General features: G+C 38.6%; 24 protein-coding genes. 5 read left to right on the forward strand and 19 right to left on the reverse strand.

Annotation, left to right across the window (positions count from 1 at the left end; genetic code table 11):
- Nucleotides 1-6 precede the first annotated feature (6 nt).
- Both A6M13_RS11330 and A6M13_RS11335 read right to left on the reverse strand, forming a co-directional pair.
- Nucleotides 7-1,068: a D-alanine--D-alanine ligase gene (locus A6M13_RS11330; protein WP_066546302.1), complete on the reverse strand. Its 1,062-nt coding sequence runs from the start codon at nucleotides 1,066-1,068 to the stop codon at nucleotides 7-9.
- A gap of 155 nt (nucleotides 1,069-1,223) precedes the next feature.
- On the reverse strand, nucleotides 1,224-1,970 hold the full coding sequence (locus tag A6M13_RS11335) for a hypothetical protein (protein WP_083998343.1): 747 nt from the start codon (nucleotides 1,968-1,970) through the stop codon (nucleotides 1,224-1,226).
- Nucleotides 1,971-2,163: 193 nt separating this feature from the next.
- Between A6M13_RS11335 and A6M13_RS11340 the strand changes: the two genes are divergently transcribed.
- Nucleotides 2,164-3,348: an FtsW/RodA/SpoVE family cell cycle protein gene (locus A6M13_RS11340; RefSeq protein WP_066546307.1), complete on the forward strand. Its 1,185-nt coding sequence runs from the start codon at nucleotides 2,164-2,166 to the stop codon at nucleotides 3,346-3,348.
- Between the two features lie 105 nt (nucleotides 3,349-3,453).
- Here A6M13_RS11340 and A6M13_RS16335 read toward each other — a convergent pair whose 3' ends face one another.
- Complete coding sequence (locus A6M13_RS16335) at nucleotides 3,454-3,591, reverse strand: Lmo0850 family protein (RefSeq protein ID WP_169817442.1); 138 nt, start codon at nucleotides 3,589-3,591, stop codon at nucleotides 3,454-3,456.
- Nucleotides 3,592-3,887: 296 nt separating this feature from the next.
- On the opposite strand from A6M13_RS16335, the gene A6M13_RS11345 reads away from it, so the two are divergent.
- Both A6M13_RS11345 and cls read left to right on the forward strand, forming a co-directional pair.
- Nucleotides 3,888-4,685, forward strand: a complete 798-nt coding sequence (locus A6M13_RS11345) for a YwqG family protein (RefSeq protein ID WP_169817443.1) — start codon at nucleotides 3,888-3,890, stop codon at nucleotides 4,683-4,685.
- Nucleotides 4,686-4,789: 104 nt separating this feature from the next.
- Complete coding sequence (gene cls, locus A6M13_RS11350) at nucleotides 4,790-6,247, forward strand: cardiolipin synthase (protein ID WP_066546310.1); 1,458 nt, start codon at nucleotides 4,790-4,792, stop codon at nucleotides 6,245-6,247.
- Nucleotides 6,248-6,300: 53 nt separating this feature from the next.
- Here cls and A6M13_RS16040 read toward each other — a convergent pair whose 3' ends face one another.
- On the reverse strand, nucleotides 6,301-7,230 hold the full coding sequence (locus A6M13_RS16040) for a M15 family metallopeptidase (protein ID WP_083998341.1): 930 nt from the start codon (nucleotides 7,228-7,230) through the stop codon (nucleotides 6,301-6,303).
- A 264-nt stretch (nucleotides 7,231-7,494) separates the two neighbouring features.
- On the reverse strand, nucleotides 7,495-8,286 hold the full coding sequence (locus A6M13_RS11360) for a helix-turn-helix transcriptional regulator (RefSeq protein WP_066546313.1): 792 nt from the start codon (nucleotides 8,284-8,286) through the stop codon (nucleotides 7,495-7,497).
- A gap of 500 nt (nucleotides 8,287-8,786) precedes the next feature.
- Between A6M13_RS11360 and A6M13_RS11365 the strand changes: the two genes are divergently transcribed.
- Nucleotides 8,787-9,437 (forward strand): LytTR family DNA-binding domain-containing protein, encoded by a 651-nt coding sequence (locus A6M13_RS11365; RefSeq protein WP_066546316.1) that lies wholly within the window; start codon nucleotides 8,787-8,789, stop codon nucleotides 9,435-9,437.
- A 425-nt stretch (nucleotides 9,438-9,862) separates the two neighbouring features.
- Nucleotides 9,863-11,377, forward strand: coding sequence for a succinyl-CoA:acetate CoA-transferase ScpC (gene scpC / locus A6M13_RS11370; protein WP_066546318.1), 1,515 nt, complete (start codon nucleotides 9,863-9,865; stop codon nucleotides 11,375-11,377).
- Nucleotides 11,378-11,585: 208 nt separating this feature from the next.
- Here the strand turns inward: scpC and A6M13_RS11375 are convergent, their stop codons facing one another.
- From A6M13_RS11375 to A6M13_RS11440, 14 genes are all read right to left on the reverse strand, one after another.
- Nucleotides 11,586-11,996, reverse strand: coding sequence for a hypothetical protein (locus tag A6M13_RS11375; protein ID WP_066546321.1), 411 nt, complete (start codon nucleotides 11,994-11,996; stop codon nucleotides 11,586-11,588).
- A gap of 148 nt (nucleotides 11,997-12,144) precedes the next feature.
- Nucleotides 12,145-12,414, reverse strand: coding sequence for a GNAT family N-acetyltransferase (locus tag A6M13_RS11380; protein WP_066546323.1), 270 nt, complete (start codon nucleotides 12,412-12,414; stop codon nucleotides 12,145-12,147).
- 59 nt (nucleotides 12,415-12,473) lie between these two features.
- A complete protein-coding gene (locus A6M13_RS11385; RefSeq protein WP_066546326.1) occupies nucleotides 12,474-13,370 on the reverse strand; it encodes a DUF1002 domain-containing protein in 897 nt (298 codons plus the stop codon).
- Nucleotides 13,371-13,511: 141 nt separating this feature from the next.
- Nucleotides 13,512-14,369 (reverse strand): CvfB family protein, encoded by an 858-nt coding sequence (locus A6M13_RS11390; RefSeq protein WP_066546334.1) that lies wholly within the window; start codon nucleotides 14,367-14,369, stop codon nucleotides 13,512-13,514.
- Between the two features lie 15 nt (nucleotides 14,370-14,384).
- Nucleotides 14,385-14,801, reverse strand: a complete 417-nt coding sequence (mntR, locus tag A6M13_RS11395; RefSeq protein WP_066546337.1) for a transcriptional regulator MntR — start codon at nucleotides 14,799-14,801, stop codon at nucleotides 14,385-14,387.
- A 356-nt stretch (nucleotides 14,802-15,157) separates the two neighbouring features.
- On the reverse strand, nucleotides 15,158-15,454 hold the full coding sequence (locus tag A6M13_RS11400) for a late competence development ComFB family protein (RefSeq protein ID WP_342669477.1): 297 nt from the start codon (nucleotides 15,452-15,454) through the stop codon (nucleotides 15,158-15,160).
- Between the two features lie 85 nt (nucleotides 15,455-15,539).
- Nucleotides 15,540-17,633, reverse strand: a complete 2,094-nt coding sequence (locus A6M13_RS11405; protein WP_066546340.1) for a heavy metal translocating P-type ATPase — start codon at nucleotides 17,631-17,633, stop codon at nucleotides 15,540-15,542.
- A gap of 5 nt (nucleotides 17,634-17,638) precedes the next feature.
- Nucleotides 17,639-17,980 (reverse strand): ArsR/SmtB family transcription factor, encoded by a 342-nt coding sequence (locus tag A6M13_RS11410; RefSeq protein ID WP_066546342.1) that lies wholly within the window; start codon nucleotides 17,978-17,980, stop codon nucleotides 17,639-17,641.
- A 91-nt stretch (nucleotides 17,981-18,071) separates the two neighbouring features.
- Nucleotides 18,072-18,404, reverse strand: coding sequence for a fluoride efflux transporter FluC (locus A6M13_RS11415; protein ID WP_066546345.1), 333 nt, complete (start codon nucleotides 18,402-18,404; stop codon nucleotides 18,072-18,074).
- Nucleotides 18,401-18,751, reverse strand: coding sequence for a fluoride efflux transporter FluC (locus A6M13_RS11420; protein ID WP_066546348.1), 351 nt, complete (start codon nucleotides 18,749-18,751; stop codon nucleotides 18,401-18,403). Before A6M13_RS11420 ends, A6M13_RS11415 begins: the two co-directional genes overlap by 4 nt.
- Nucleotides 18,751-19,503 (reverse strand): exodeoxyribonuclease III, encoded by a 753-nt coding sequence (locus A6M13_RS11425; protein WP_066546351.1) that lies wholly within the window; start codon nucleotides 19,501-19,503, stop codon nucleotides 18,751-18,753. The genes A6M13_RS11420 and A6M13_RS11425 overlap by 1 nt, the downstream gene beginning before the upstream one ends.
- A 98-nt stretch (nucleotides 19,504-19,601) precedes the next feature.
- Entirely contained in the window at nucleotides 19,602-20,522 is a 921-nt protein-coding gene (gene murB / locus A6M13_RS11430; protein WP_066546353.1) for a UDP-N-acetylmuramate dehydrogenase, read from the reverse strand.
- Between the two features lie 27 nt (nucleotides 20,523-20,549).
- Nucleotides 20,550-20,855 (reverse strand): winged helix-turn-helix transcriptional regulator, encoded by a 306-nt coding sequence (locus A6M13_RS11435; RefSeq protein WP_066546356.1) that lies wholly within the window; start codon nucleotides 20,853-20,855, stop codon nucleotides 20,550-20,552.
- A gap of 424 nt (nucleotides 20,856-21,279) precedes the next feature.
- The gene (locus A6M13_RS11440) at nucleotides 21,280-23,643 is read right to left on the reverse strand and encodes a bifunctional 2',3'-cyclic-nucleotide 2'-phosphodiesterase/3'-nucleotidase (protein ID WP_066546359.1); all 2,364 of its coding nucleotides are present in this window, start codon (nucleotides 23,641-23,643) and stop codon (nucleotides 21,280-21,282) included.
- Nucleotides 23,644-23,763: the final 120 nt, after the last annotated feature.

Genomic DNA, 23,763 nt, shown 5'->3' on the forward strand with positions numbered 1-23,763 from the left:
CCTCACTTAGTTCTGTGTATATTGTAGTTGTTGTTTTTCCTCATGGCGCTCAATTGCTAAAGCAATTAAACGGTCGATTAATTCTTTATACGATACGCCTGTTTCTTGCCATAATAATGGGAACATACTTACCGGTGTAAAACCAGGCATCGTGTTCACTTCATTAATATAAATTTCATTCGAAGCGGTTACGAAGAAATCAGCGCGCACTAAACCAGAACAGTCTAAAATTTTAAATGCTTTAATCGCCATTTCTTTAAGTTCGTCATATACAGCTGTTTCGATTTTCGCAGGAATTTCTAACGCTGTATTGCCGTCTTTATATTTCGAATCATAATCATAAAAATCCGTCACTGGAATAATTTCACCTGCTACTGAAACAGCTGGGTCATTATAGCCTAATACACCCGTTTCAATTTCACGCGCAACGATGCCTTGTTCCACAACGATTTTACGGTCAAATTGTAGTGCGTAATCAATCGCTTGTTCTAACTCTTCTTTCGTTGACGCTTTACTAATACCGACGCTTGAACCTAAGTTCGCCGGCTTTACAAACATCGGCCATGTTAATGCTGTTTCGCACTTTTCAATGATGGCTTGTTTATTTGCTGCCCAGTCAACACGCAGGAAGTTGATGTATGGTACTTGTGGTAAACCAGCAATTTCAAATAATTGCTTCATCACGACTTTATCCATACCAGCTGATGATGCTAATACGCCGTTACCAACGTACGGAATATTTAGCACTTCTAAAAACCCTTGTACCGTACCGTCTTCACCATTTGTACCATGTAAAAGTGGCATCACTACATCAAACTTCACACCGCTCGTTAAAAATGCAGAAATATCATTTGGTTTTGATTCGCCTGCAAATTGTAGCTCTTCGATTGTCTCGACTGGCGCTGTTAACACATTACCTACGCGCCATTCACCATCTAATGTAATAAAGATCGGGTGCACCTCATAACGATTGAAGTCTAGCGCCTTAATTACAGCACGTGCTGTCGATAAAGATACTTCGTGCTCTGCTGACTTACCGCCATATAATAGCCCGAGAATTGTTTTCATGAAAAGACCTCCAAAAATTAAGTATCTATAGTTTATCACTAATCAGCGAATTACAAAGAAAAATTTCACTAGGTCATTTTCCTCTAAATTATGCTTACCGAACATAAAAAGTGGATGTGCGTGGACGTCCCACAACACATCCCCTGTATTTAATATTATTGCGACGACACAATTAGTGTTTCTTCCGCAGTTTGTCGTAAAATTTCTCGTAAATCAAACCAAATTTCATCTGGATAATCGTAATTATCACCGAGTGTTCGTAGCTCAATCGCATACGTTGATTTCGCATTCGGCTGCTTCGCTAGTGATAATAACACACCTTCCTTCGCATAAGAACGATAACCTCGTAACGTTTCCGGTGTAATGGCTGGCGTTGGATTTTTTAGCTTTCGTCGCCAAAAGCTATTTGTTCCTTCTCGCTCAGCTATATGTTGATTAAAAATCGCTGACACTAATAGCTCCGTATCATCTAACGAACGGAAAAACACTTTCGTGAGCCGTTCTGACGGGGATGCGTATACAACGAAGCGATTATTTAACTTATAAAAAAATGGAGAAATAATAGGCTCACGCTTATGCGCTAAATACAGTAACTCCGATTGTTCTTTCGCCGTTAACAAGTCTAACGAACGCTCTAACTGAAAATCAATAAAGCAAATATCCTCTTTTTGCTCCGCTACTTGCTTTTGAAAGCTACGTATTTCTGATTTAGGTACATAATCAAAATATGTATGCCCATTATATGCTGGTCCTTCAAATGGACTCTTCAATAGTAAAAGGTGATTATCTTGTTGTAACGATGTGATAAATTGTTGAATGGATAATTCACTAAAAATGACGAACTTGCCGATTTCGTCCATATGCACATAAAAATGATGCACGTATTCATCAAATGACCTCATTTTTTTCACCACATCCGTTCACCTCTTTCTATCCTTTTCATTATAAAACTTCGCTTCCTAAAATTGAAACAATTTTACTTAACTTTCGTCTTAAATTTATTATAATCGAAAATGCCATAAGATGGACTTTTACGTTATAATAAGCAGTATTGTATTTTATACATTTAATTTTACTTATAGGTGGCTTTCAAAATTGGAAACTAATCGTAACTTTGCGCAGCGTTTTGACTGGACGCTTGCTTTTATCATGCTTATTTTCATGTGCATTAGTTTAACGGCCATTTCATCTGCTCAAACGTCTGGACAATACAGTGCAAACTTTGTATTTTTACAGCTACGCGGATATATAATTGGCGCGTTTATTATCACCTTCGTCATGTTTTTCGAGCCAAATCAATATAAAAAGTTCACATGGTATTTATATGGTTTCGGCGTATTTTTACTGTTTATGCTTTTTGTCATTCCAGCCGGTAGTTTTGCATTACGTGTAAACGGTGCAAAAAGCTGGTTCGCAACACCAATCGGTAACATTCAGCCTGCCGAGTTTATGAAAACCTTCTTCATTTTAGCGGCTGCTTGGGTCATTAGTAAGCATAATGAATATTACCTCGATAAATCTATTCGTTCGGATTTATTATTGCTAGCCAAAATTTTTGGTGTACTCGCAATCCCGTTATTCTTCATTATGCAGCAGCCTGATTTAGGTTCAGCGCTCGTATTCTTGGCCATTACTGCTGCACTTATTATCGTTGGTGGCGTAACATGGAAAATTATTTTGCCCGTATTTTTAGCTGCTTCTGGTATCGGGGGCGCACTTCTTTGGATGGCTGTGTATAAACAAGATTTCATCCAAAATACGCTCGGCTTTGACCCGTATCAGCTAGCGCGTATTTACTCATGGTTAGACCCATACTCATATGCCGCTTCTGAAGGATACCACCTTATTACTTCGCTAAATGCGATTGGCTCTGGTGAAATTTTTGGTAAAGGCTTTGGTGGGCGTGAAGTATATGTTGCGGAAAACCACACGGACTTTATTTTCTCGGTTATCGGAGAAGAATGGGGATTTGTTGGCGCAAGCTTCGTAATTTGTATGTACTTTTTACTTGTCTATCACTTAACGAAAATTGCGTTAGAATTAAAAGACCCGTTCTGTTCATATGTGTGTGCAGGTGTTATCGCGATGATTACCTTCCACGTCTTTGAAAATATCGGCATGACGATTCAACTTCTTCCGATCACAGGTATTCCGTTACCTCTTATTAGTTACGGTGGTAGTTCGATGATGGGGATTTCCCTAGCGCTCGGTCTTATTTTCAGTATGAAGTTCCACCATCGCACATATATGTTCGGTTCACATGATGAGGACCAACATTAAAAAAGAGAGCGCCCGAAATGGGTGCTCTCTTTTTATATATAAAAAGGTCGCTTGAGCAAACAATCTTCAGAAAATTGCTTGCTCAAGCGACCTTTACCCACCACATTACATTTGTGTTGTTTGTGTTTTGGGTGGAGGCGTTAATACTTTTAATAACTCCAGTCGTGATTTTGTCATGCTCGCTGTCACGCCTAGCTTCGCCAAATTTGAAATGATTTTTTTCACATCTACTTCTTTCGTCATATAAATCCACCTCACAATGTCTGCGTTTAGTATTTAGTACGTTATAAACGACGAAAAGTTCCTCGTTAAAGATGTCTGACAAGTATCTGTTCTTATCATACCACGTTTTAAAAGCTTTGAAGCATTAATTTTAAAAACATTAAAAAAAGTCAAGTAAAAACATCACCAATTTGTCAAAACTACTTCTCAACGCTAAAATCACCTAAAAATCCCCACTATGTTTATGATTTGAGCTTTGCGGAAATAATAAAAAATAAGCACGTAACATGATAATGTATTGGAGGATTTATATACATATGATTAGGGGCAATGAATTACCGAAAGATTTATATGCTTTTCAGGATAGTATTCAAGCAACTAGAGTGCCCACTCTTCATATTTCACCGTCTTTTCAGTCAACTGATGTATACTGTAGTAAATTTATTGGCAAGCCATACTTACCAAAAAGTTCTCACTATCCAACAGATAAAAACGGAGAGCCGATGAAATTATTGGCACAAATTAATTTTTCTGAAGTACCAAATTTTTCATTGTTTCCATCACAAGGGATTTTACAATTTTTCGTCCCTTATACAAATCCCTTCACTTTCTTTAATACCTTTGAAGATATATGGCAGCGCGATTTTAAAGTACGCTTTTTCAAAAATCCTTTACCAATAGAGGAGCTTGTAACAGACTTCTCTCAATTTGAACATTTAGAAAATAATAGCTTCCCTATTCAAAAGGAAAGCCGATTATTATTTACACCTACTACTGAACCAGTTTCAGCGTTAGATTACCGCTTCAGCAACATTTCTAAAACACCGCTGAATCTGTTGTTTAACGACGAAGGTCAGCCGCTATATGATATTTATATGGAGCATTTTTTAGGCAGCGGACATAAGATGGGTGGTTATCCTTACTTTATTACACAAGACCCTCGTCATGAATACCCGTTCTTAAAAAAATACGATGTTTTACTACTACAAATCGATTCCGACGAAGAAAATGGCATTATGTGGGGAAATTGTGGTGTCGCTAATTTCTTTATTAATCGAGATGATTTATTACGAGGCGATTTTTCAGATATTCTTTATCATTGGGACCATTACTAAGTTGCTCTTTTTAAGAGTAGCTTTTTTCTATGCGCGTCATTCTTACCTCACCTAAGACGTATAGTATATACTGAATGGGTGAATGAACAAAGGTGGTGACAGTTATGTTAGAATTTGCAGAATTTAGTATTTCAGCGTTACTCATTATCACACTTAATATTTTATTAGCCATTACCATTATCTTTTTAGAACGCCGAGACCCAACATCCACATGGGCATGGATTTTAGTATTATTTTTTCTACCATTAGCAGGATTTATTTTATATTTACTGCTCGGTCGGCAACTTCGCAAAAAACATTTATTTCGCTGGGCAGGTCGGCAAGATATCGGCATTGACCAATTAATTGACTACCAAATAACAGCGATTGCAAACGATACATTCGAATATCGTAACCCTCAAATTGAAAAATACGATGAAATGATTTTTATGCATTTACGTAATAATGATGCTGTCTTAACACAAGACAATGCGGTGCGTATTTACCATGATGGTGTCGATAAATTTGAAGCACTCCTAACAGATATTAAACATGCAAAAGACCATATTCATATTCAGTACTATATTTTCAAATTAGATCAGCTTGGCTCACGCATTTACCGTGCGCTCATAAAAAAGGCACAGCAAGGCGTGAAAGTTCGTATTTTATATGATGAAATGGGCTCGCGTACAACTAAACGTAGACATTTTAAGGATTTAATCATAGCAGGCGGCGAAATCGAAATTTTTTTCCCATCTATTTTACCGCTTATTAATCCGCGTATGAACTATCGTAATCACCGTAAAATTGTTGTCATTGATGGCAAAATTGGCTATACAGGTGGCTTTAATGTTGGTGATGAATACTTAGGCTTAAAAGAACGATTTGGCTATTGGCGTGACACCCACCTTCGTATTGAAGGTAGTGCCGTTCACCCATTACAAACACGTTTTTTACTCGATTGGAATCAAGCCACTTCGCATCGTGAAATCCATTACGCCAATCGTTATTTCCCGATTATCCCACGCAAAGGGACTGTCAGTATGCAAATCGTTTCCAGTGGACCTGATTCGAATTGGGAACAAATTAAAAATGGCTACTTAAAAATGATTAATATGGCAAAGCGATATGTCTATATCCAATCTCCTTATTTTATTCCAGACCAAAGCTTTATGGATGCCATTCGTATCGCGTCCTTAAGTGGCATTGATGTCCGGATTATGATTCCAAATAAACCTGACCATATGTTTGTATATTGGGCTACATATTCATACGTTGGACAATTATTAGAAGCAGGCGCGAAAATTTATCATTATGACCGTGGCTTTATTCATGCAAAAATGATTGTCGTTGATGATGAAGTTTGCACAGTCGGCACAGCAAATATTGACCTGCGCAGCTTTAAGCTGAACTTTGAGATTAATGCGTTCATTTATGACCGTAGCATCTCGCATCGTTTAGCAGAACTGTTTGAGCAAGACATGCTTGATTGCTCTGAGCTTACACATGAACTTTATAAAAAACGCTCGCTTGTTATCAAGATGAAAGAATCTATTTCGCGTCTATTGTCACCTATTTTATAAATACACAAAAGGAGATGCCCACGAATTAACATGGCCATCTCCTCTTTTACTTATTATGGATTATTGTGTTCAGATTTTGCGCCTACCTGTGTTCCCTCAGTAGTTGTCACTTCTGATTGTTCTACTGTTGATCCATTTTCTTGCGGCGCTTCCTCAGCCACTTGTGGAACAATGACCTCTTTCCCTTCATACACACCTAAATATTCTTCTAACGTAATATTTTGCTCGGCTATTTTTAGCGCATGCTCCACACCCACATAACGGAAATGCCAAGATTCATACATAAAACCGGTTAAATGCTCTTTCCCTTTTGGATAACGTAAAATAAAGCCATATGTCGGTGCATGTTGAACGAGCCATTGACCTGCTGGTGTTTCACCAAACGCCGCAGTTAGCCATAAGTCTTCTTTGCCAACTTCTCCAATATCAAACGCTAAACCTGTTTGATGCTCCGAATAGCCAGGACGTGCGCTATAACGGTCCGCTTCTTCTTGTCCATCTCGTGCTACATAGTTATTATATAAAGTCGTTTGATAATCATAAGAACGATAGCCACTAAAACCAACTAGCTGTATATTTTCTTTTGCAGCTGCTGCAACCATTGTATCAAGTGCCGCTTGCGCTGTTGGGTCTGTATCCGGTGCATATGTCGACGGCAATGGATATTGCTTGTTCGCAATTAAAATGCCATTAATATACGTAGGTTCTGTTGGCAACTCTTTAGTTTCGTCATATTTTGTCGCATCAACTTTTTCAAGTGGTGGTGCTTCAACAACCGGCTCTATCGGTGTGATAGATTGTACCGGTTCCTCGATTTGTTGCTTCTGTTGTTGACTACTTTGTGTAATCGTTTCTTCCGTTGGCTCGTCGACCACGGCTGTATAATAAACGACACCACCTGCTAGTGCAATTGCTAGTAAGCTTGTCGTGCCAATAATAAGACCTGTTTTCTTTTTCTTATGTTGATTGTTTGGGACTAACATGTAGTACTCCTTCCTCTACTGCTTATTACCGCTAGTGTATCATCAAACTTTTGAGATTGCGAAATATGTGACACGTAAAAAATGAGCGCAATCCGCCTGTAATTAATACATTTGGGCAAGAAATAAATAGGCGCGCGTCTGTTCTAACATACGTTTAATTGCATAAAATAAACCTCCGACACCGAAACATGTCGAAGGCTTTTACGTATATGCCAAATCGGTCGCTCGATAAAAACGACATCTTATCAATTCTATGCAAAATAATTATAATTGGTTATAGGTTTCTTCATTAATTTCAAATCGGTAAAACTCATGATGAAGCTCATCTCGGAAATGTTTTGGTGTGACACCTGTATATTTTTTGAAAATACGTGTGAAATAGCTTTGATTACAAAAATGGAATTGAGCCGAAATGGACGTAATACTTTTATTCGTATGACGTAAATAATACTGCGATTCCTCGACACGACGCACATTTAAATACTCAACTAATGTAATACCAACATGCTCTCTAAAAATGCGTGATAAATGACTTGTACTAATTTTGAAATGTGCTGCAATACTTTCGACGGTCAAGTTTTGTTCTAGCTCATCATTAATATAAACGATTACTTTGTTAACGGTTTGATGTCTAAACATAGGTTGTTTACGATCCGCAATAAAGTTCACAAAGAAATCTACTAAGTCATCAGCAAACTGTAAAAACTCCGCATCTCTCATGTGATTATCAATCATATCGACACATGCTACATTAAACGCAAATGCTTTTTTCGCTGGTACTTGATTGTCTAATAACTTACGCGCTACAATCGACGATAATGTTTTAAAATATGAGCGTACAATTTTAATCACCTTTTTACCAAAACGTACCGTTAACAAATCAATAATCTCATGGATAGTCTTTTTCGCCTTTGGTGCTTCTAAATGATACACTTCAAACAATAACTTCGTTTCTAACGTGAAAAATTCTTCTACCCCTTCATACTCATTCATACTATCAATCTCTTGAAAATAACGCTTCGAAATTGCTTCTGACATAGAATGCTGTAGTTGCATAGACCCACTCCCTAGTTTCTCGTAACTTTTATTCCATATTGTTCTTATTCTTTATCATAATGAATTTATCCTTACAATGCATTAAGTTTGTCAAATTTCCTGTAAAAAAACAAATCTTTATACCTAATAATAGCGTAAAATTAATGGAACTTATTTCTAGAAGATTCTTAAAACACGATTTATATAGCGAATTTTACCATAAAAAATACAATTTATTCAATAATTTTCAGATAATTAATTAATTCTTTTTTCTTAATGCTTTTTACGCAGTTATGAAAATACATCATATTATAGTATGTATTTTAACCTAAATATTAGAAAATCGTCACATGGCATGATATACTTCTTATAAATAGGAAATAATTGATATGCTACTCTCACTATTTTGTCTGAATCGCAAATTTTCTAATTTATTCATCATTCTTCTATAAAATTTTAAGAGATTATGTAGTAAAATAGTGTATTATTAAATTATTATTAAATTAATGAGGTGTTAAGACGTGGATCCGAAACAAATCGAAGAAATCATGGATGTCATCAAAGAATTTTTCCCTGACAATACATCTATCGCTATTTCTGATACTCAATCATACTTATACTACCAGCCGAGTAAAAAAGTTGACTTAAAAATTAAACCGGGTGATCCAGTAAAAGAAGGCTCAGCAGCACACAAAGCTGTAAACTATGGTCAAAAAATTAGCACATACATCGAGCCTGATGTATTCGGCGTACCATACTACGGTATGAGTATCCCTCTAATTGAAGAAGGCGAAACAAAAGGTGCGATTACAGCTGTATTCCCACAAAAGCCATCGCCATTCTTAACGAACTATATTACGATTAAGATTGATGACTGCTGGTACCCAATCAAGCATGACCAAGTAATTTATTTAGAAACACAATTGCGTAAAACATTTGTGAAAACAATGACTCGTGAAGGTTATCACCGCTTAAACTTAAGTGATTTAGAGCTATTCTTAGCGCCTGACTCGTTTATTCGATGCCACCGTTCTTACATCGTGAATATTGATTATATTGATGAGATTCAACCAGATTCTCACTCAACATTCTTATTAATCATGAAAGACGGCACACGCATCCCAGTTAGCCAACGTTATGCAAGCTACTTCCGTCGTTCATTAGGCTTCTAATTACTAGACGCATAAGAAACCGAATTCATACCTTTATGAATTCGGTTTTTTTATCGCCTTTATACTATAATATTTGTCCTTTCAGCATTTCAAAACAAAATGCCCATCATTATTGTACAAGTGGGTCGCAAAACGTCTCACTTCCTAGTATTTCTCTTAGAACCTTCTTATAAAGCAAGAAAGCGTTTCCATCAATAAATTCTCGAAAAAACATAAAAACGCTATTAAAATGAGCATAAAACCATTTTTCATGTTCATTTTGAAGAATCTGTGACAATTACGTGTTAGACTTACGTTATTCAATTCTACAGTTATTTTTAATAATAAACTGAAAATTACAAACTCGCAAAATGCAGTTTGTTTCCACGTCTTTATGCTAAATAGAGACAATATTTTATCACTTAAATTAGGGGAGGATTTTCAAAATGACTAATTATGAAAATCGTATTGGCGTTAAGTCTTTATTAGACAAAGTTGTATCTGCACAAGAAGCTGCTGCTTTAATTCAAGACGGTAGCGTTGTAGGTATGTCTGGTTTCACACGTGCTGGAGATGCTAAAGTTGTACCAATGGCATTAGTAGAGCGTGCACAAAACGAAAAATTCCAAATTGATGTTTACACAGGCGCATCTTTAGGTCCAGAAGTAGATAAGCACTTAGCTGAAGCTGGCGTTATCCGCAAGCGTGGTCCATTCCAAGCTGACTCTGGTATCCGTAACATGATCAACTCTGGTAGCGTAACTTATGTAGACGCTCACCTTTCTCACAACGCTGAGTTAGTACGTCAAGGTATTATCGGACCAATCAAACATGCAATTATCGAAGCAACTGCAATTACTGAAGACGGTATGATTATCCCAACAACTTCTGTTGGTAACTCAAACATCTTCGTAGAATACGCTGAAAACGTAATTATCGAATTAAACGTTTCTCACCCAGAATCATTAATCGGTCTTCACGACATTTACACACCTGCTGAGCAAGGTAAACGTGAAGCGATTCCAATGACAAACCCAGAACAACGTATCGGTACAATTGGTATTCCAGTTGACCCAGCGAAAATCGCTGCAATCGTTATTTCTGAAGAGCCAGATGCTCCTTCAATGATCGTTCCTCCAGATGAGGAAACACAAACAATGGCAAACCTTTTATTAGACTTCTTCCGCGATGAAATTAAAGCGGGTCGTTTAACAAACGAATTAATGCCATTACAATCAGGTGTAGGTTCTGTAGCAAACGCTGTATTAGACGGATTTGCTGATTCAGAATTCGAAAACTTAGTAGTAGCTTCTGAAGTATTACAAGATGCAGTATTCAACTTAATCGATGCTGGTAAAGTACGCTTTGCTGCAGGTGCATCTATTACATTAACTGCTGAATTACAAGAAAAAGTATACGGTAACTTAGAGAACTACGCAGATAAAATCTGCTTACGTCCACAAGAAATTTCTAACCACCCAGAATTAATCCGTCGTTTAGGTTTAATCTCTATCAACACGGCTCTTGAGTTAGATATTTATGGTAACGTAAACTCTACACATGTTTCTGGTACAAAAATGATGAACGGTATCGGTGGTTCTGGTGACTTCGCGCGTAACGCACGTTTAGGTATCTTCGTAACGAAATCATACGCTAAAGGTGGCGCGATTTCTTCAATCGTACCAATGGTGTCTCACGTAGACCACACTGAGCACGATGTAGATGTAATCGTAACTGAGCAAGGTATCGCTGACTTACGTGGTTTAGCTCCAAAAGAGCGCGCTGCATTAATCATCGAGAAATGTGCTCACCCAGAATATAAAGAGCAATTACGCGACTACTACAACCGTGCAGTAGAAGCTACAGGTGATGCTCATACACCACATATTTTAGCTGAAGCTTTATCTTGGCACGTATCATTAGCTGAAAACAAAACAATGAAAAAAGAATTAGTAAAATAATTTTTGATTGTAAATCCTGTCATTCCTCGTGAATGACAGGATTTTTGTATGTACAAGCATTTCAGACAAAAGTAAATAGCCTTCAGCAGTGGTGATTGCTGAAGGCTATTTTTATGCTTTGGGTGCTATTCCGCATAACGAGCACGTTTTGGAGGAATAGCTTGGGGCAAATAGGTTATTTATCGCACTTGCCCGTTACAAGCGTCAATTACATATCTGTATGGCGTGTATGGTTTAAATCACTTTTCACACCATCATTTGTGTCATTAAAGTATTGTGCTGGATCTTGAGGCCCTTCATCTACCATACGGTCCTCACTAAATTTTGCTGCATGTTGTGTATCAACATCGTCAATTGGTAAGTCTGTTGTATTCGTATTTGACGTTGCCTTAAATTGTGATGCTACGTCTTGTACCTTCTCTTTTAATGTCTGACCTTCTGATGTATTAAACTGCTGAGTAGCACCTTTACCTTGGTCCATTAAGCTATTGAATTTTGTTTTTGATTGATTTAACATTTCCATCGCTTTTTCACGATTTTCTGGTTTCTTTAAATATTGTGCAGCACCTACCGCTAACCCTGCTAATACTACCCCTAAACCTTTTTTATCGATTGCCATAATAAATTCCTCCCACTTTTTCAATTAAGTTATTACTGCGTCATAACTAACTATTCCCGTCTATCCTTCACTTAAACATCTCAGTGCTTACGAATAAAAAAGAGGGTATGTTAGCACTAAATCTAACATACCCTCTCCATCAATATAATTATTTTTTTACATCTTCGTAGTCGTCATAACGCTTAAATGCCGTCACAACATACGAGCATAACGGTTGCATTTTATAATGATTCGCACGAGCATAGTTCGCTGCTTCATCCAGTAATTGCTTGGCAATCCCTTGTCCGCGTAATGTCGTTGATACATATGTGTGGTCCATTACCATCGTATCCCCTTGTAAATACCATGTAATTTCGCCAAGCATTTGCCCGTCTTGTGTATATTCAATTGCTTTTTCATCTTGTCTTACTGAAAACATATTCACATACCTCCCCTTTTACATACTATACCCAGTTATCCACATGTTTATAACTTCTTTTAATTAAACCAACCTTTTACAGTATCGACTAAATTCGTAAAGAAGTCTTTGACACTTTGCCAAAAGCCTTCATTTTCCGTAATAAATGAGCCAAACTTTTCTTCAATATCCTTACTTAAATCACTAAGCTGTTGTGACCATTGATCAAAATCGATATTTAAATTTGAAATGCGGTCCATTAAATCAACTAATAATTGACGGTCCGCTTCTGATAATTCAATTTTGAAGTTTGCCAGTTGCTCTGACACAATTTGTTCCACGTCTTCACGTGTCGCAGGATTCAATTCAGCAATTTGCTGCTTAATAGATGTTAATAACTCCGCTACTTTTGCATCGTCTATACCTGTTGCTTCCGTAATTTGCGTAGCGATATTCAGCTCATCATTAGCGACATCTGTACGCTCCGTGTCTAGCTTTTCACCGGTAGATACCTCATACGCTTTATAAATCCCTACAAGCGCTGAGTGACCTGTTACCGGGTTTGGTGCTGCTACTTCTACAAGTGCATCTTCAATACCAGCTGTTAACATAGCAGAGGCGTAAACTTCTGACGTAATTTGCGTAATATTGCTCGGTGTCACAATATCAATCGTTAATCCTTCACCACCATCTCGCTGTGTAATTTTAGCAGATGAAAACATACGTGCCTTTGGATTACCATCAGAAATATAATTAACTAAATCAGCGCCTGACACCGTAATTTCTTCAACAGCATCATCCCCTGTTACATCAAGCGCTTTTTGTACCGTTTGTTTTTGCTCTGCCGTTAAGTTTGCGCCGTATACAACAATCGGCACACCTAATTTCTCATCAATAACACCTGTTGCGGCTTGTGTAGGTGACACGAGCGATAATGTTAAAGCTGCTGTTGCAACGACTGTTAATAACTTCTTCATATAAAGAACCTCCATTATTCGTAAAAGTACTAATACCTGTTCAATTATACGTGATAGCTGTAGAAAAAGTTCCGTTTTATCAGCTTTCAAAAATGAAAGCTAAAAAAAACGAGCTGCCGTAAAGGACAGCTCGTTACATTGTTAGACTAACTCTGTCCAACCATCTACTTGTTTAATTTTTTGTGCTTTCATTAACGTACCTAATGCACGTTTAAACGCTGCTTTACTCATATTAAACATTTCTTTAATTTCCTCTGGTGACGATTTATCCCCAAATGGCATACGTCCACCAACATCTTCTAAATAGTTTAAAACTTGTTCAGCGTCGCCACCGATACGCTCATGTTTACGTGGTAATAATGAACCGTTCATTGAGCCGTCTTCTTTTACGTCAATAATACGTACAGACACTTCTTGCCCTAAACGCGGCTCTGCTTTACGCTCTGATTCATGTACAAAAATACGGTACGGTTCATCTACACCGATTAAAAATGTCCCCACTGGTAATAAGCGGTACGGACGTGCGACGATATTTTGGTTAAACTGGTCTTCCATCGCACCTTCATATAAATCGACTACTTTTTCTTCTGTGATTAAACGTCCGTATAAGCTACCGTTACGGTCTGGCTTTAATGTAATGTATAAATGGTCACCTGTTTGTGGCCATAATTCTTCAATCTTCGGTAAATCTTCTGCACGTACTAATACTTCACGTGATGTACCGATATCCACATAAGCCCCCTCATGTTTTACTGTGCGTAACACACGTGCCCAACCATATTCTTCTTTGCGAATTGTTGGAATCGCTGTTGTTGCATGTAAATCTCCTCGGCGGTCTGTGTATAAAAATACTTCAACCTTGTCACCGACTGTTAAAGGCTCTAATACTTCTGAAGCGTTTAATGATACTTTGTTAACTCCGTTCGTTAAAATCCACTTTGAGCCCTGTTCTGTTTCCACTGTTAAGCTGACCACATCGCCAGCATGTAATTCGTACATGTAATAATATTCCTCCTACAAATGATTTGATTTTAATTGTTCTAGTTTTTGAAGTATGTCTGGACTTTCTTCCATAACTTGTACTAAATCAGCAATGCGATTAATTGAATCCCAACTTAAATGGTGTTCAATTCCTTCGACATCGTTATATATTAAGTGCTCTTCAACACCAATTAAGCGTAAAAATTGCTCTAATAACTCATGTCGTTGCACAAGTCGTTTTCCTAATTTTTGCCCTTTTGCTGTCAATGTTAAACCGCGATATTTTTCATAGATTAGATACCCATCTTTATCTAGTTTTTGCACCATTTTAGTAACTGAAGACGGAAGAACGGCCAATGCTTCTGCGATGTCAGACACACGTGCATACCCTTTTTGTTCGATGAGTAAATAAATTTGTTCAATGTGATCTTCCATACTCGGTGTTGGCATTCATCGTTCCCTCGCTTTCTATTGCATATCTTTAGTTTACTACAGGAATGCTTATAATAACATAAGTTGCCTTAAAACAGCACTTCAATCTGGCAAACTCCATCATAAAAAGAATACCTCGTAGCATAACCCGATATTCTTTTTATGAAAGCAGTTTGTTTTTTCCTATATATTCTATGTGAGTTGGTCGACGTCGGACGCGACTTTTGCAGAAATAGCGTGTGTGAAAAAATTAGATAGCGCCAACTCGACAATCTATACATAAACAAAACAAAGCACCAGTGAATGGGCTATTCGCTGGCGCTTTGTTCAATTTAAATTTAGAGGGGGATTTCGTCCCAACCCCATTCCCTCTATTAAACGGTTGTATGTTTTGGTTGACGTGCAACAATATAAATTGCATGAATAATTTCACGATTAATCATGTCAATATTCGCTGGCGTATTAAGCTCTTTGAACGCCGCATCGCGCATTCTCGGATTTGATACATACTTGGCTGGCAGTGCATTTAACGTAAGCGCAATGACATCCGTCTCACAAATATAACAATTACAAAATGCTTGATACTCAGGCCCGCGTAGCATAAAGCCTACTAATCCTCGTACAATTTCCTCAGTCACATTGACTAAAATTACATCGTTTTTTTCCATCATGATGTCCCTACCTACGCTTATTTCTTGACCTTACAGCCATCATAAATTTTATTGTATCGATTCTAAATTATTTTCGCAACATTGTTTACTTATCTAGACGCATTAAACGTAGGGAATTAAATACAACGAGCAGCGTTGCACCAATATCCGCAAAAATAGCAATCCATAATGTTAGCCAGCCCGGAATAACAAGCAGTAACGCTAATAACTTTAAGCTCAGTGCAAATACTATATTTTGTTGAATAATACGCAATGTTTTACGACTTAACTTTACCGCATATGGCAGTTTCGTTAAATCATCGGACATTAAAGCAAGGTCTGCAGTTTCTAACGCCGTATCCGTCCCTGCACCACCCATCGCAATCCCGACCGTCGATGCTGCAAGTGCAGGCGCATCGTTTACGCCATCGCCAATCATCGCAACGCCCCCATGCTTTTGCTGTAACTGCTGAATCGCCGCTAACTTCTCATCCGGTAGTAAACTCGCTTGAACATTTGTTACACCTAGTGTCGAAGCAATCGCATTTGCAGTACGTTGTCCATCACCTGTTAGCATGACCGTTTCTTCAATACCTAACGCATGCAGCTGCTGTAAAATCGCTTTACTTTCATCGCGCACTTCATCAGCAATCGCAAGTAGACCTAAAAATACATTGCCCTCACTTACTGCCACTAATGACTTACCTTGCTCCTCATATACCTTTGCTTGCTCAAACACTTCTGGTTGAATGTCAACGAGCGTTGATACCCAGGCTAAACTTCCAGCATATACAACGTTGCCATTCACAAAGCCTTTTGCACCTTTCCCTGTTACAGATTCAAAGTCAGTAACAGATGGTACAGTCACTTTTTGTGTAAATGCATAATCTAAAATTGCTCGTGCTAATGGATGCTGTGATTTTGTTTCAACAGCACTCACAACTTCTAGTAAACGTGTTTCATGATGTGTATATAAATTCGTTACAGCTGGTGTTCCTTTTGTTAACGTACCTGTTTTATCAAAAGCAATGGCTTTGACGTGACCAAGTGCCTCTAAATAAACGCCACCTTTAATTAAGACACCATGTTTGGCTGCGTTGCCAATTGCGGTAACGATTGCTACAGGTGTTGAAATCACTAATGCACACGGACAGCCCACGACAAGAACGGCAAGCCCTTGGTAAATCCAATGCTGCCAATCACCTGTAAACATTGGTGGAATCATTGCAACTGCTAATGCCACAAGCATAATAAGCGGTGTGTAGACTTTAGCGAAGCGGTCAACAAATTTTTGCGACGGCGCTTTTTCTTCCTGTGCCTCTTCGACTAAATGAATGATTTTTGCAATTGTCGTATCATCCACATGCTTCGTTACTTCCACTTCAAGTGCGCCTTCTTCATTCAATGTTCCTGCAAATACATCCGCTCCAACCTCTTTTAACGCCGGAATTGGTTCGCCTGTAATCGATGCTTCATTGACCGTAGAACGTCCGCTTACGACACGTCCGTCCATCGCAATTTTTGAGCCTGGCTTAATAATAATGATGTCACCGATTTGTAAGTCCTCTGTTGGTACTTCTAGTTCGTGCGTATGGTCACTATGTATCGATTTTTTAAGTGCCGTTGCTGGTGCAATATCCATAAGCTGACGGATAGACTGACGTGCTTTATTCATCGAGTATGCTTCAAGTGCTTCACTTATCGCAAATAAGAACACGACAATCGCCGCTTCTTCCCACTCACCAATAATAGCAGCACCAATAATGGCTATCGTCATAAGTGTTTTCATATCAAATTGGAATTTCACTAAATTTTGAAAGCCTACTTTAAAAATATCTATCCCGCCGACAACAATCGCTACTGCAAAGAGGTACGGTGCATATTGCTCTCCCCATACAGTTGCGCTATAGCCAATGATGACAAATACAAGCGCAATAAACGCTAGTATGTTTTCACGGCGCTTGTAAAACGGTACTGCTTGTTCGATCACTCTCGTTTTAGCAGGTACAACTTTAATATTGTCAAACGCACCAGCTTGTTCTAGCTCTTCAATTGTCGCCTCTCCTGTAACTGTCAGCTTAGCTGCCCCAAAGTTTAACTTCACTTCCTCGACTGTTTGTAATTGCTGTATATTCTTTTCAAATTTCGCGGCACAGTTTGCACACGATAAGTTTTGTAAGCGATATTGCTGTGTTGTCATTTCAATCACTCCTTCGCATGTTCGTATGCCATTTGGATAATGTGAACAACATGTTCATCTGCAATTGCATAATAAACGAGTTTACCTTCTTTTGTTGACTTCGCTAAACCATGCTCGCGTAAATAACGTAAATGATGCGATGCTGTTGCAGACGAGCTATTAATAATTTCTGCTACATCACATACGCATAAGCGCTCTGTTAATGTTAGCGCATAGGCAATTTTTAAACGTGTTTCATCTGCTAACGCTTTAAAAATTTGTAGCATCCCACTCACGTCAGGCATTCTCTGCTGTACATCCGTAACGATATCTTCATGTGCTTCAACAATTTCACATACTTCTTTCATTCTCTCACCCCTTATTCAAATATTCATTTGAATGTATTGTACCGCAAACAAAAAGAACATTCAAACAATAGTTTGAATGTTCTTCAGACTTCTATAATATTCGTCCAATTTTATAACCCATCAACACTGCGATATAGCTACTTATTAGCGTAGCCAAAATGTACAGTATGGCGCGTCGTTTATCGTTTTTTTGGAGCTGTAACGCATCAAGCATAAACGTTGAAAATGTTGTGAAAGCACCTAAAAATCCAATTACAAATAACTGATACATTGTCGTTGTTAAAGGCAATACTAGTGCCATACCGATGAAAAAAGAGCCCACTACATTGACAGTCATTGTCGCAGCCCCCTTTTTCGGCAAAGCTTGCTGCACATAGTAACGTAACACCGCACCTAAAAATCCACCGATGCATAATAAAATCATAATGATTCGCCTACTTTATCGCCGCACCATACCGCAAGAAAACAGCACAATGTCATGCCAATTGAATAACTAAAGCCATATAGAAGATGTCGTTCCATTAGCTGTAACCATTCTGCTGAAAAGCTTGAAAATGTCGTGAAAGAGCCGAGTACACCTGTTGTTAAAAATAATCGCCATGCATCGCTTTTTTTTCGTTTAAGTAGCCACGCATTGATTACCCCTAAACAGAAGCTGCCTACGATATTGATGCACCATAGCGCACCCCCAGCAAAAAGCGCTAAACAAGCGTATCGCAGTAACACACCTACCATACCGCCACAGCCGACTAGCCAAATATGTTTGTGCATTATTGAAGCGTTAACAGTACAGGACAATGATCACTGCCAAGTACATCTGGTAAAATATCCGCTTCTGTCACGCGAGGCATTAAACGCTCTGACACGATGAAATAGTCAATACGCCAGCCAATATTACGCGCACGAACATTCGCCATATAAGACCACCATGTGTAGGCATCGACGCGCTCTGGATGCATCATGCGGAATGTATCGACAAACCCTGCTTCTAATAATGCCGTCATCGCTGCTCGTTCTTCGATCGTCACCCCTGAATTTCCTTTATTCCCTTTAGCATTTTTCAAGTCAATATCAGTATGCGCCACATTTAAATCACCACAATACACAACTGGTTTTTGTGCGTCTAATTGCTTTAAATGCATCGCTAATTTTTCTTCCCACTCAAGACGAAACGGCAGGCGCGCTAAATCACGCTGTGCGTTTGGCGTATATACATTGACTACATAAAAATCATCATATTCCAACGTAATGATGCGCCCTTCACTTTCACTGTCGTGATCACCAACACCGTACGCAACTGATAACGGCGTATGCTTTGTGAAAATCGCTGTACCGGAATACCCCTTTTTCTCGGCATAATTCCAATATTGCTCATACCCTTCAAGCTCTAATTCGACTTGTCCCGCTTGGCACTTTGTTTCTTGAATACAGAAAAAATCAGCATCCACTTCGTTAAAAAATGTTAAAAAATCTTTTTTTAAGACGGCACGAATACCGTTTACATTCCATGATATAAACTTCATATATACGCTCCTTACATGCTTGTTTCCATACTACGCGATTGCGCATGTTAAAGAGCCCGTCCCAATATACTGTCTCGGAACGGGCATCTGTTTATTTCTTATTTTGCTGGCTCATCGCCAACAATTTTCACTTCAAGTTCTAACTCAATATCGAACTTTTCTTTTACGGTAGCTTGTACCATTTGAATTGTCGCAATATAATCTGATGCCGATGCGCCACCTTTATTAACGATAAACCCGGCATGCTTCGTTGATACTTCCGCACCACCTACACCTTTACCTTGCAATTCACTATCTTGAATTAGCTTCCCGGCAAATTGACCAGGTGGACGCTTAAATACGCTGCCTGCTGATGGGAATTCAAGCGGTTGTTTCGATTCACGTTGGAACGTTAAATCTGCAATTTTCGCATCGATTTCTTCTTGTTCGCCTCGCTGTAAGTCAAACTCAGCTGATAACACATAGTAGCCTTTTTTAGCGACAACGCTTTTTCGATAGCCAAGTTCGAGCTCATCCTTCGTTAAAACAAGGCGCTCACCTTCTGCTGTTAACACCGTAATTTTGCGCACAACATCTGACATTTCACCGCCATATGCCCCTGCATTCATCGCCATCGCTCCACCGATTGAACCTGGGATGCCACATGAAAACTCTAAACCTGTTAACGTATGTGACGCTGCTGCTTTTGATACTTCTTTTAATAATGCTCCTGCTCCTGCATACACATGCGTATCAGTAATTTCGATTGTATTCAAATGTGCAAACGTCACAACAATTCCGCGCATACCGCCATCACGTACAACCATATTCGAGCCATTGCCAAGCATTAATAATGGAATATTGTGCTCATGTGCATAACGTACGACCACTTGAGCTTGCATTTCATTTTCAGGTAATACGAAAACATCTGCTGCGCCGCCTAATTTTGTCATTGTATACGTACTTAATGGTTCATCTATTTTAATGTTTGTTGAAGGAATATATTGTGCTAAATCCTTCACCCACTGTTGTTTATTCATTGTGTTTCTTCCTATCCTTTCATGCGATTATAGCCATTCTTTTGACCAATCTTCAATTTCACGGATTGCACCACTTAGCGCTAACCCTTTATCCGTTAAACTATATTCTACACGAACTGGCACTTCTGAATATACTGTGCGCAGCACGATACCTTCTTTTTCTAGTTCTTTCAAACGCTCTGATAATAAACGACCACTTATTGGCAATGCGGATTCAATCGCGTTAAAGCGCTGTGGTCCGTCCAATAGTTGATATAAAATCAAAGCTGTCCAACGTTTGCCAATCATCTCCATCGCTTTTGCTAATCGTGGACATAGTGTCGTTTCTTTCATCTTTGTTTCACCTCTACGTTGTTATTGTACGCTTATTGACGCAAAAAGTTAATAAATTATTTATAAGCAGTAAGTTATATTTCATAACTTCTATATATTGTACTCTCTTTATTATCAATAAGTAAATAATTGGGCTTATGTGCGAAAAGAGACTAGGACAGAACCCTATTTCTGATGAAAATATGTGTATGGAGATAATCGAAATTTGTGGGTGTGTCCTGACACAAGCGGCGACTTCAGCAGGACAAGCAATGTTTTTCTGCGACGAGGTACCGCAGGAGCATGAGCTTTTAATAGAGGGACATCTGCCTTGCCTGCGAAATGCGTTCGCTATGTGGCGTAGCACCAAAAGCACAAAAATATCCTTCAGCAGTTATCGTTGCTGAAGGATATTTCTTTCTGTCCCAGTCTCTATATTACATTACTATTTTAATAAGAATTTACCGAAGCCATTTACATCTTCACCTAAATATTCAATGTTTGAACCTTCAGGGATGTAGTTTTTCGCTACATCTGCTGTGCGATAAATAATTTTTGTATTTTCTGGGAATGGTGCAAATGTCCAGTTATTATCTGGTGCTACATCAATCGAACCTTTTTCAATAATGTAGTCTACGATTGCTTCACGGTTCTCATATGCATATGTTGTTAAGTTAGAACCATCTGCATTCACAAAGTTCGCGCCGTATGAACCACCAACACGATAGTTATTGACAACAATCATAAATTCTTTCTCTAAGTCGATTGGTTGCCCTTCAAACTGTACATTTTTAATACGGTTCGCATCTTCATTTACAACATTACCACGACGGTCATATTTCATCGGTGATGTTACATCGATTTCATATGTAACGCCATCTAATACGTCAAAGTTGTAAGAACGAGCTTCTACATCCACGATATTTTGCTCTTCTGTTGAGTTCGGGTCAATTGTCGCAAATACGCCTGCTGCCATCTCTAACCATTCAATCACATCTGCACCTGTTACTTTTACCGTTGCAACTGTGTTATCGAAGTGGTAAATGTCCGCTAAGTTTTTAATCGCTAATGGACCTGCTGCGATATTTGTATAATCCGCGGCATTGTCACGAGAACCTGCCTTAAACGGTGCACCTGCTGATAAAATTGGTAGCTCTGCATCTGGTGTACCCGCAATTTGCTTTTGTACGAATGCTGTTTGTGCCGCTGTAATAATTTCGATTGCTGATGCATCTTGTACAAGTGCGAAGTACGAGTTAATTGGTGACTTCGTTTCACCTACTGGCTCACGAATGTAATCAATTGTTCCTTCATGCGCTTCTTTCACTGCATCTAATACTTCTTGGTCCGCTTCTAAACCTTCTTTTGTAATCGAGCGAATCTCACCTGTACCATCATTTACTAGCCATTCACCTTCTACTTTTTCAAGTTCTAGGTCAATAACACCTAAATACGCACCGTAAGCACCTGGCATGACTGTTGGTGTACCATCAATTGTGCCTTTATCGCTATCCACTTTTTCAAGGTCTGCATAATCACCTGGGAATGTTGCATGTGCATGTCCCGTAATTAACGCATCTACGCCGTCCATTTCAGCAATTTGGTAACCAACGTTTTCAATACCTTCTACGTACTCATCGTCACCGATACCTGAGTGTGCTAATACAACAACGACATCTGCACCCGCTTCTTCCATTTGAGGAATTACAGCTTCAAGTGCATCAAGTGGTTGGTCTACTGTTACTTTACCCGTTAAGTGTAAGGCATCCCAGCCAAGAATTTGTGGTGGCACAATACCTGTAACCCCTACTTTTACTGTATGTTCTTCACCATCTTCATCAACCACTATTTGCTCGATAATTTTGTACGCATCAAAGTAGTACTCGCCTGTTGCTGCGTCACGTACATTGGCATTAATCCATGAGAAGTCCGCATCGTTCATTACTTCATCTAAATATGGTAAGCCGTAGTTAAATTCATGGTTTCCTAATGTCGCGGCATCATAACCTAATGTGTTTAATGCTGCTACTGCTGGGTGTGTTTCACCTGGTGCTAATGTTTTCTTAAGTGCTACATAAGAACCTAGTGGTGTTCCTTGAATGAGGTCACCGTTATCAAATAATAAGCTATTTGGGTTTTCTTCGCGCGCTTCTTTAATTAATGTCGCTGTATTTGCTAAGCCGATTGTGTTATCTTCAGCATCTGCATAATAACTGTAGTTCGCTAAGTTTGTATGAATATCTGACGTACCTAAAATACGTAAGTTTACGATATCTTCATTCGTTTCAGGTACAACGTATTGTGATGCGAAACGGTCTGCGATTTTCTTCATTTGCCCTTCTGTTACAAGTGCTGCATGACGAATTGTGCCATCTTCAAAGCCTTGTAAAATTTTTAAAGCCGCGGCATTTGCCATATCTTGCTTGTGAGAAGCGTGGATATGTTTGCTATCTTTAAATCGGTCTAATGTCGAAATCGCTGCATTTTCTTGAGATAAACCACGCGCTGCAATGACAAATGCATGTAAACGTGTTAGTTCGTCGTTCGGTGCAAATTCTGTTGCTGATTTACCTTTAATTAAATTCAATTGTACCGCTTTTTCAACATAAGGCGCTAAGTCTGCTGGTACATCTTTAAATGTAATTGTTGAACCATCACCAAGCTCTACACCTAATTGTGTGATTAATTCCTTTACATAATCTCCACGTGTGACAGAATTTGCTGCTGCATCTGCTTGTGGGGCTGCTGCGCCAAAGCCAGTTGCTACGATTGCTGATGCTAATACACCTGTTAATAACTTGTTACGCATAACGGTTATCTCTCCCTCAAAATATGTATGTTTATTCAAATGATATTCATAATGCGGCATTTCGTCAAATCATGAAAATAGCCATTAAAAACATATTTTTAAAAATGTTTAACACTTCAA

Source organism: Caryophanon tenue (assembly GCF_001700315.1).
Classification (GTDB): domain Bacteria; phylum Bacillota; class Bacilli; order Bacillales_A; family Planococcaceae; genus Caryophanon; species Caryophanon tenue.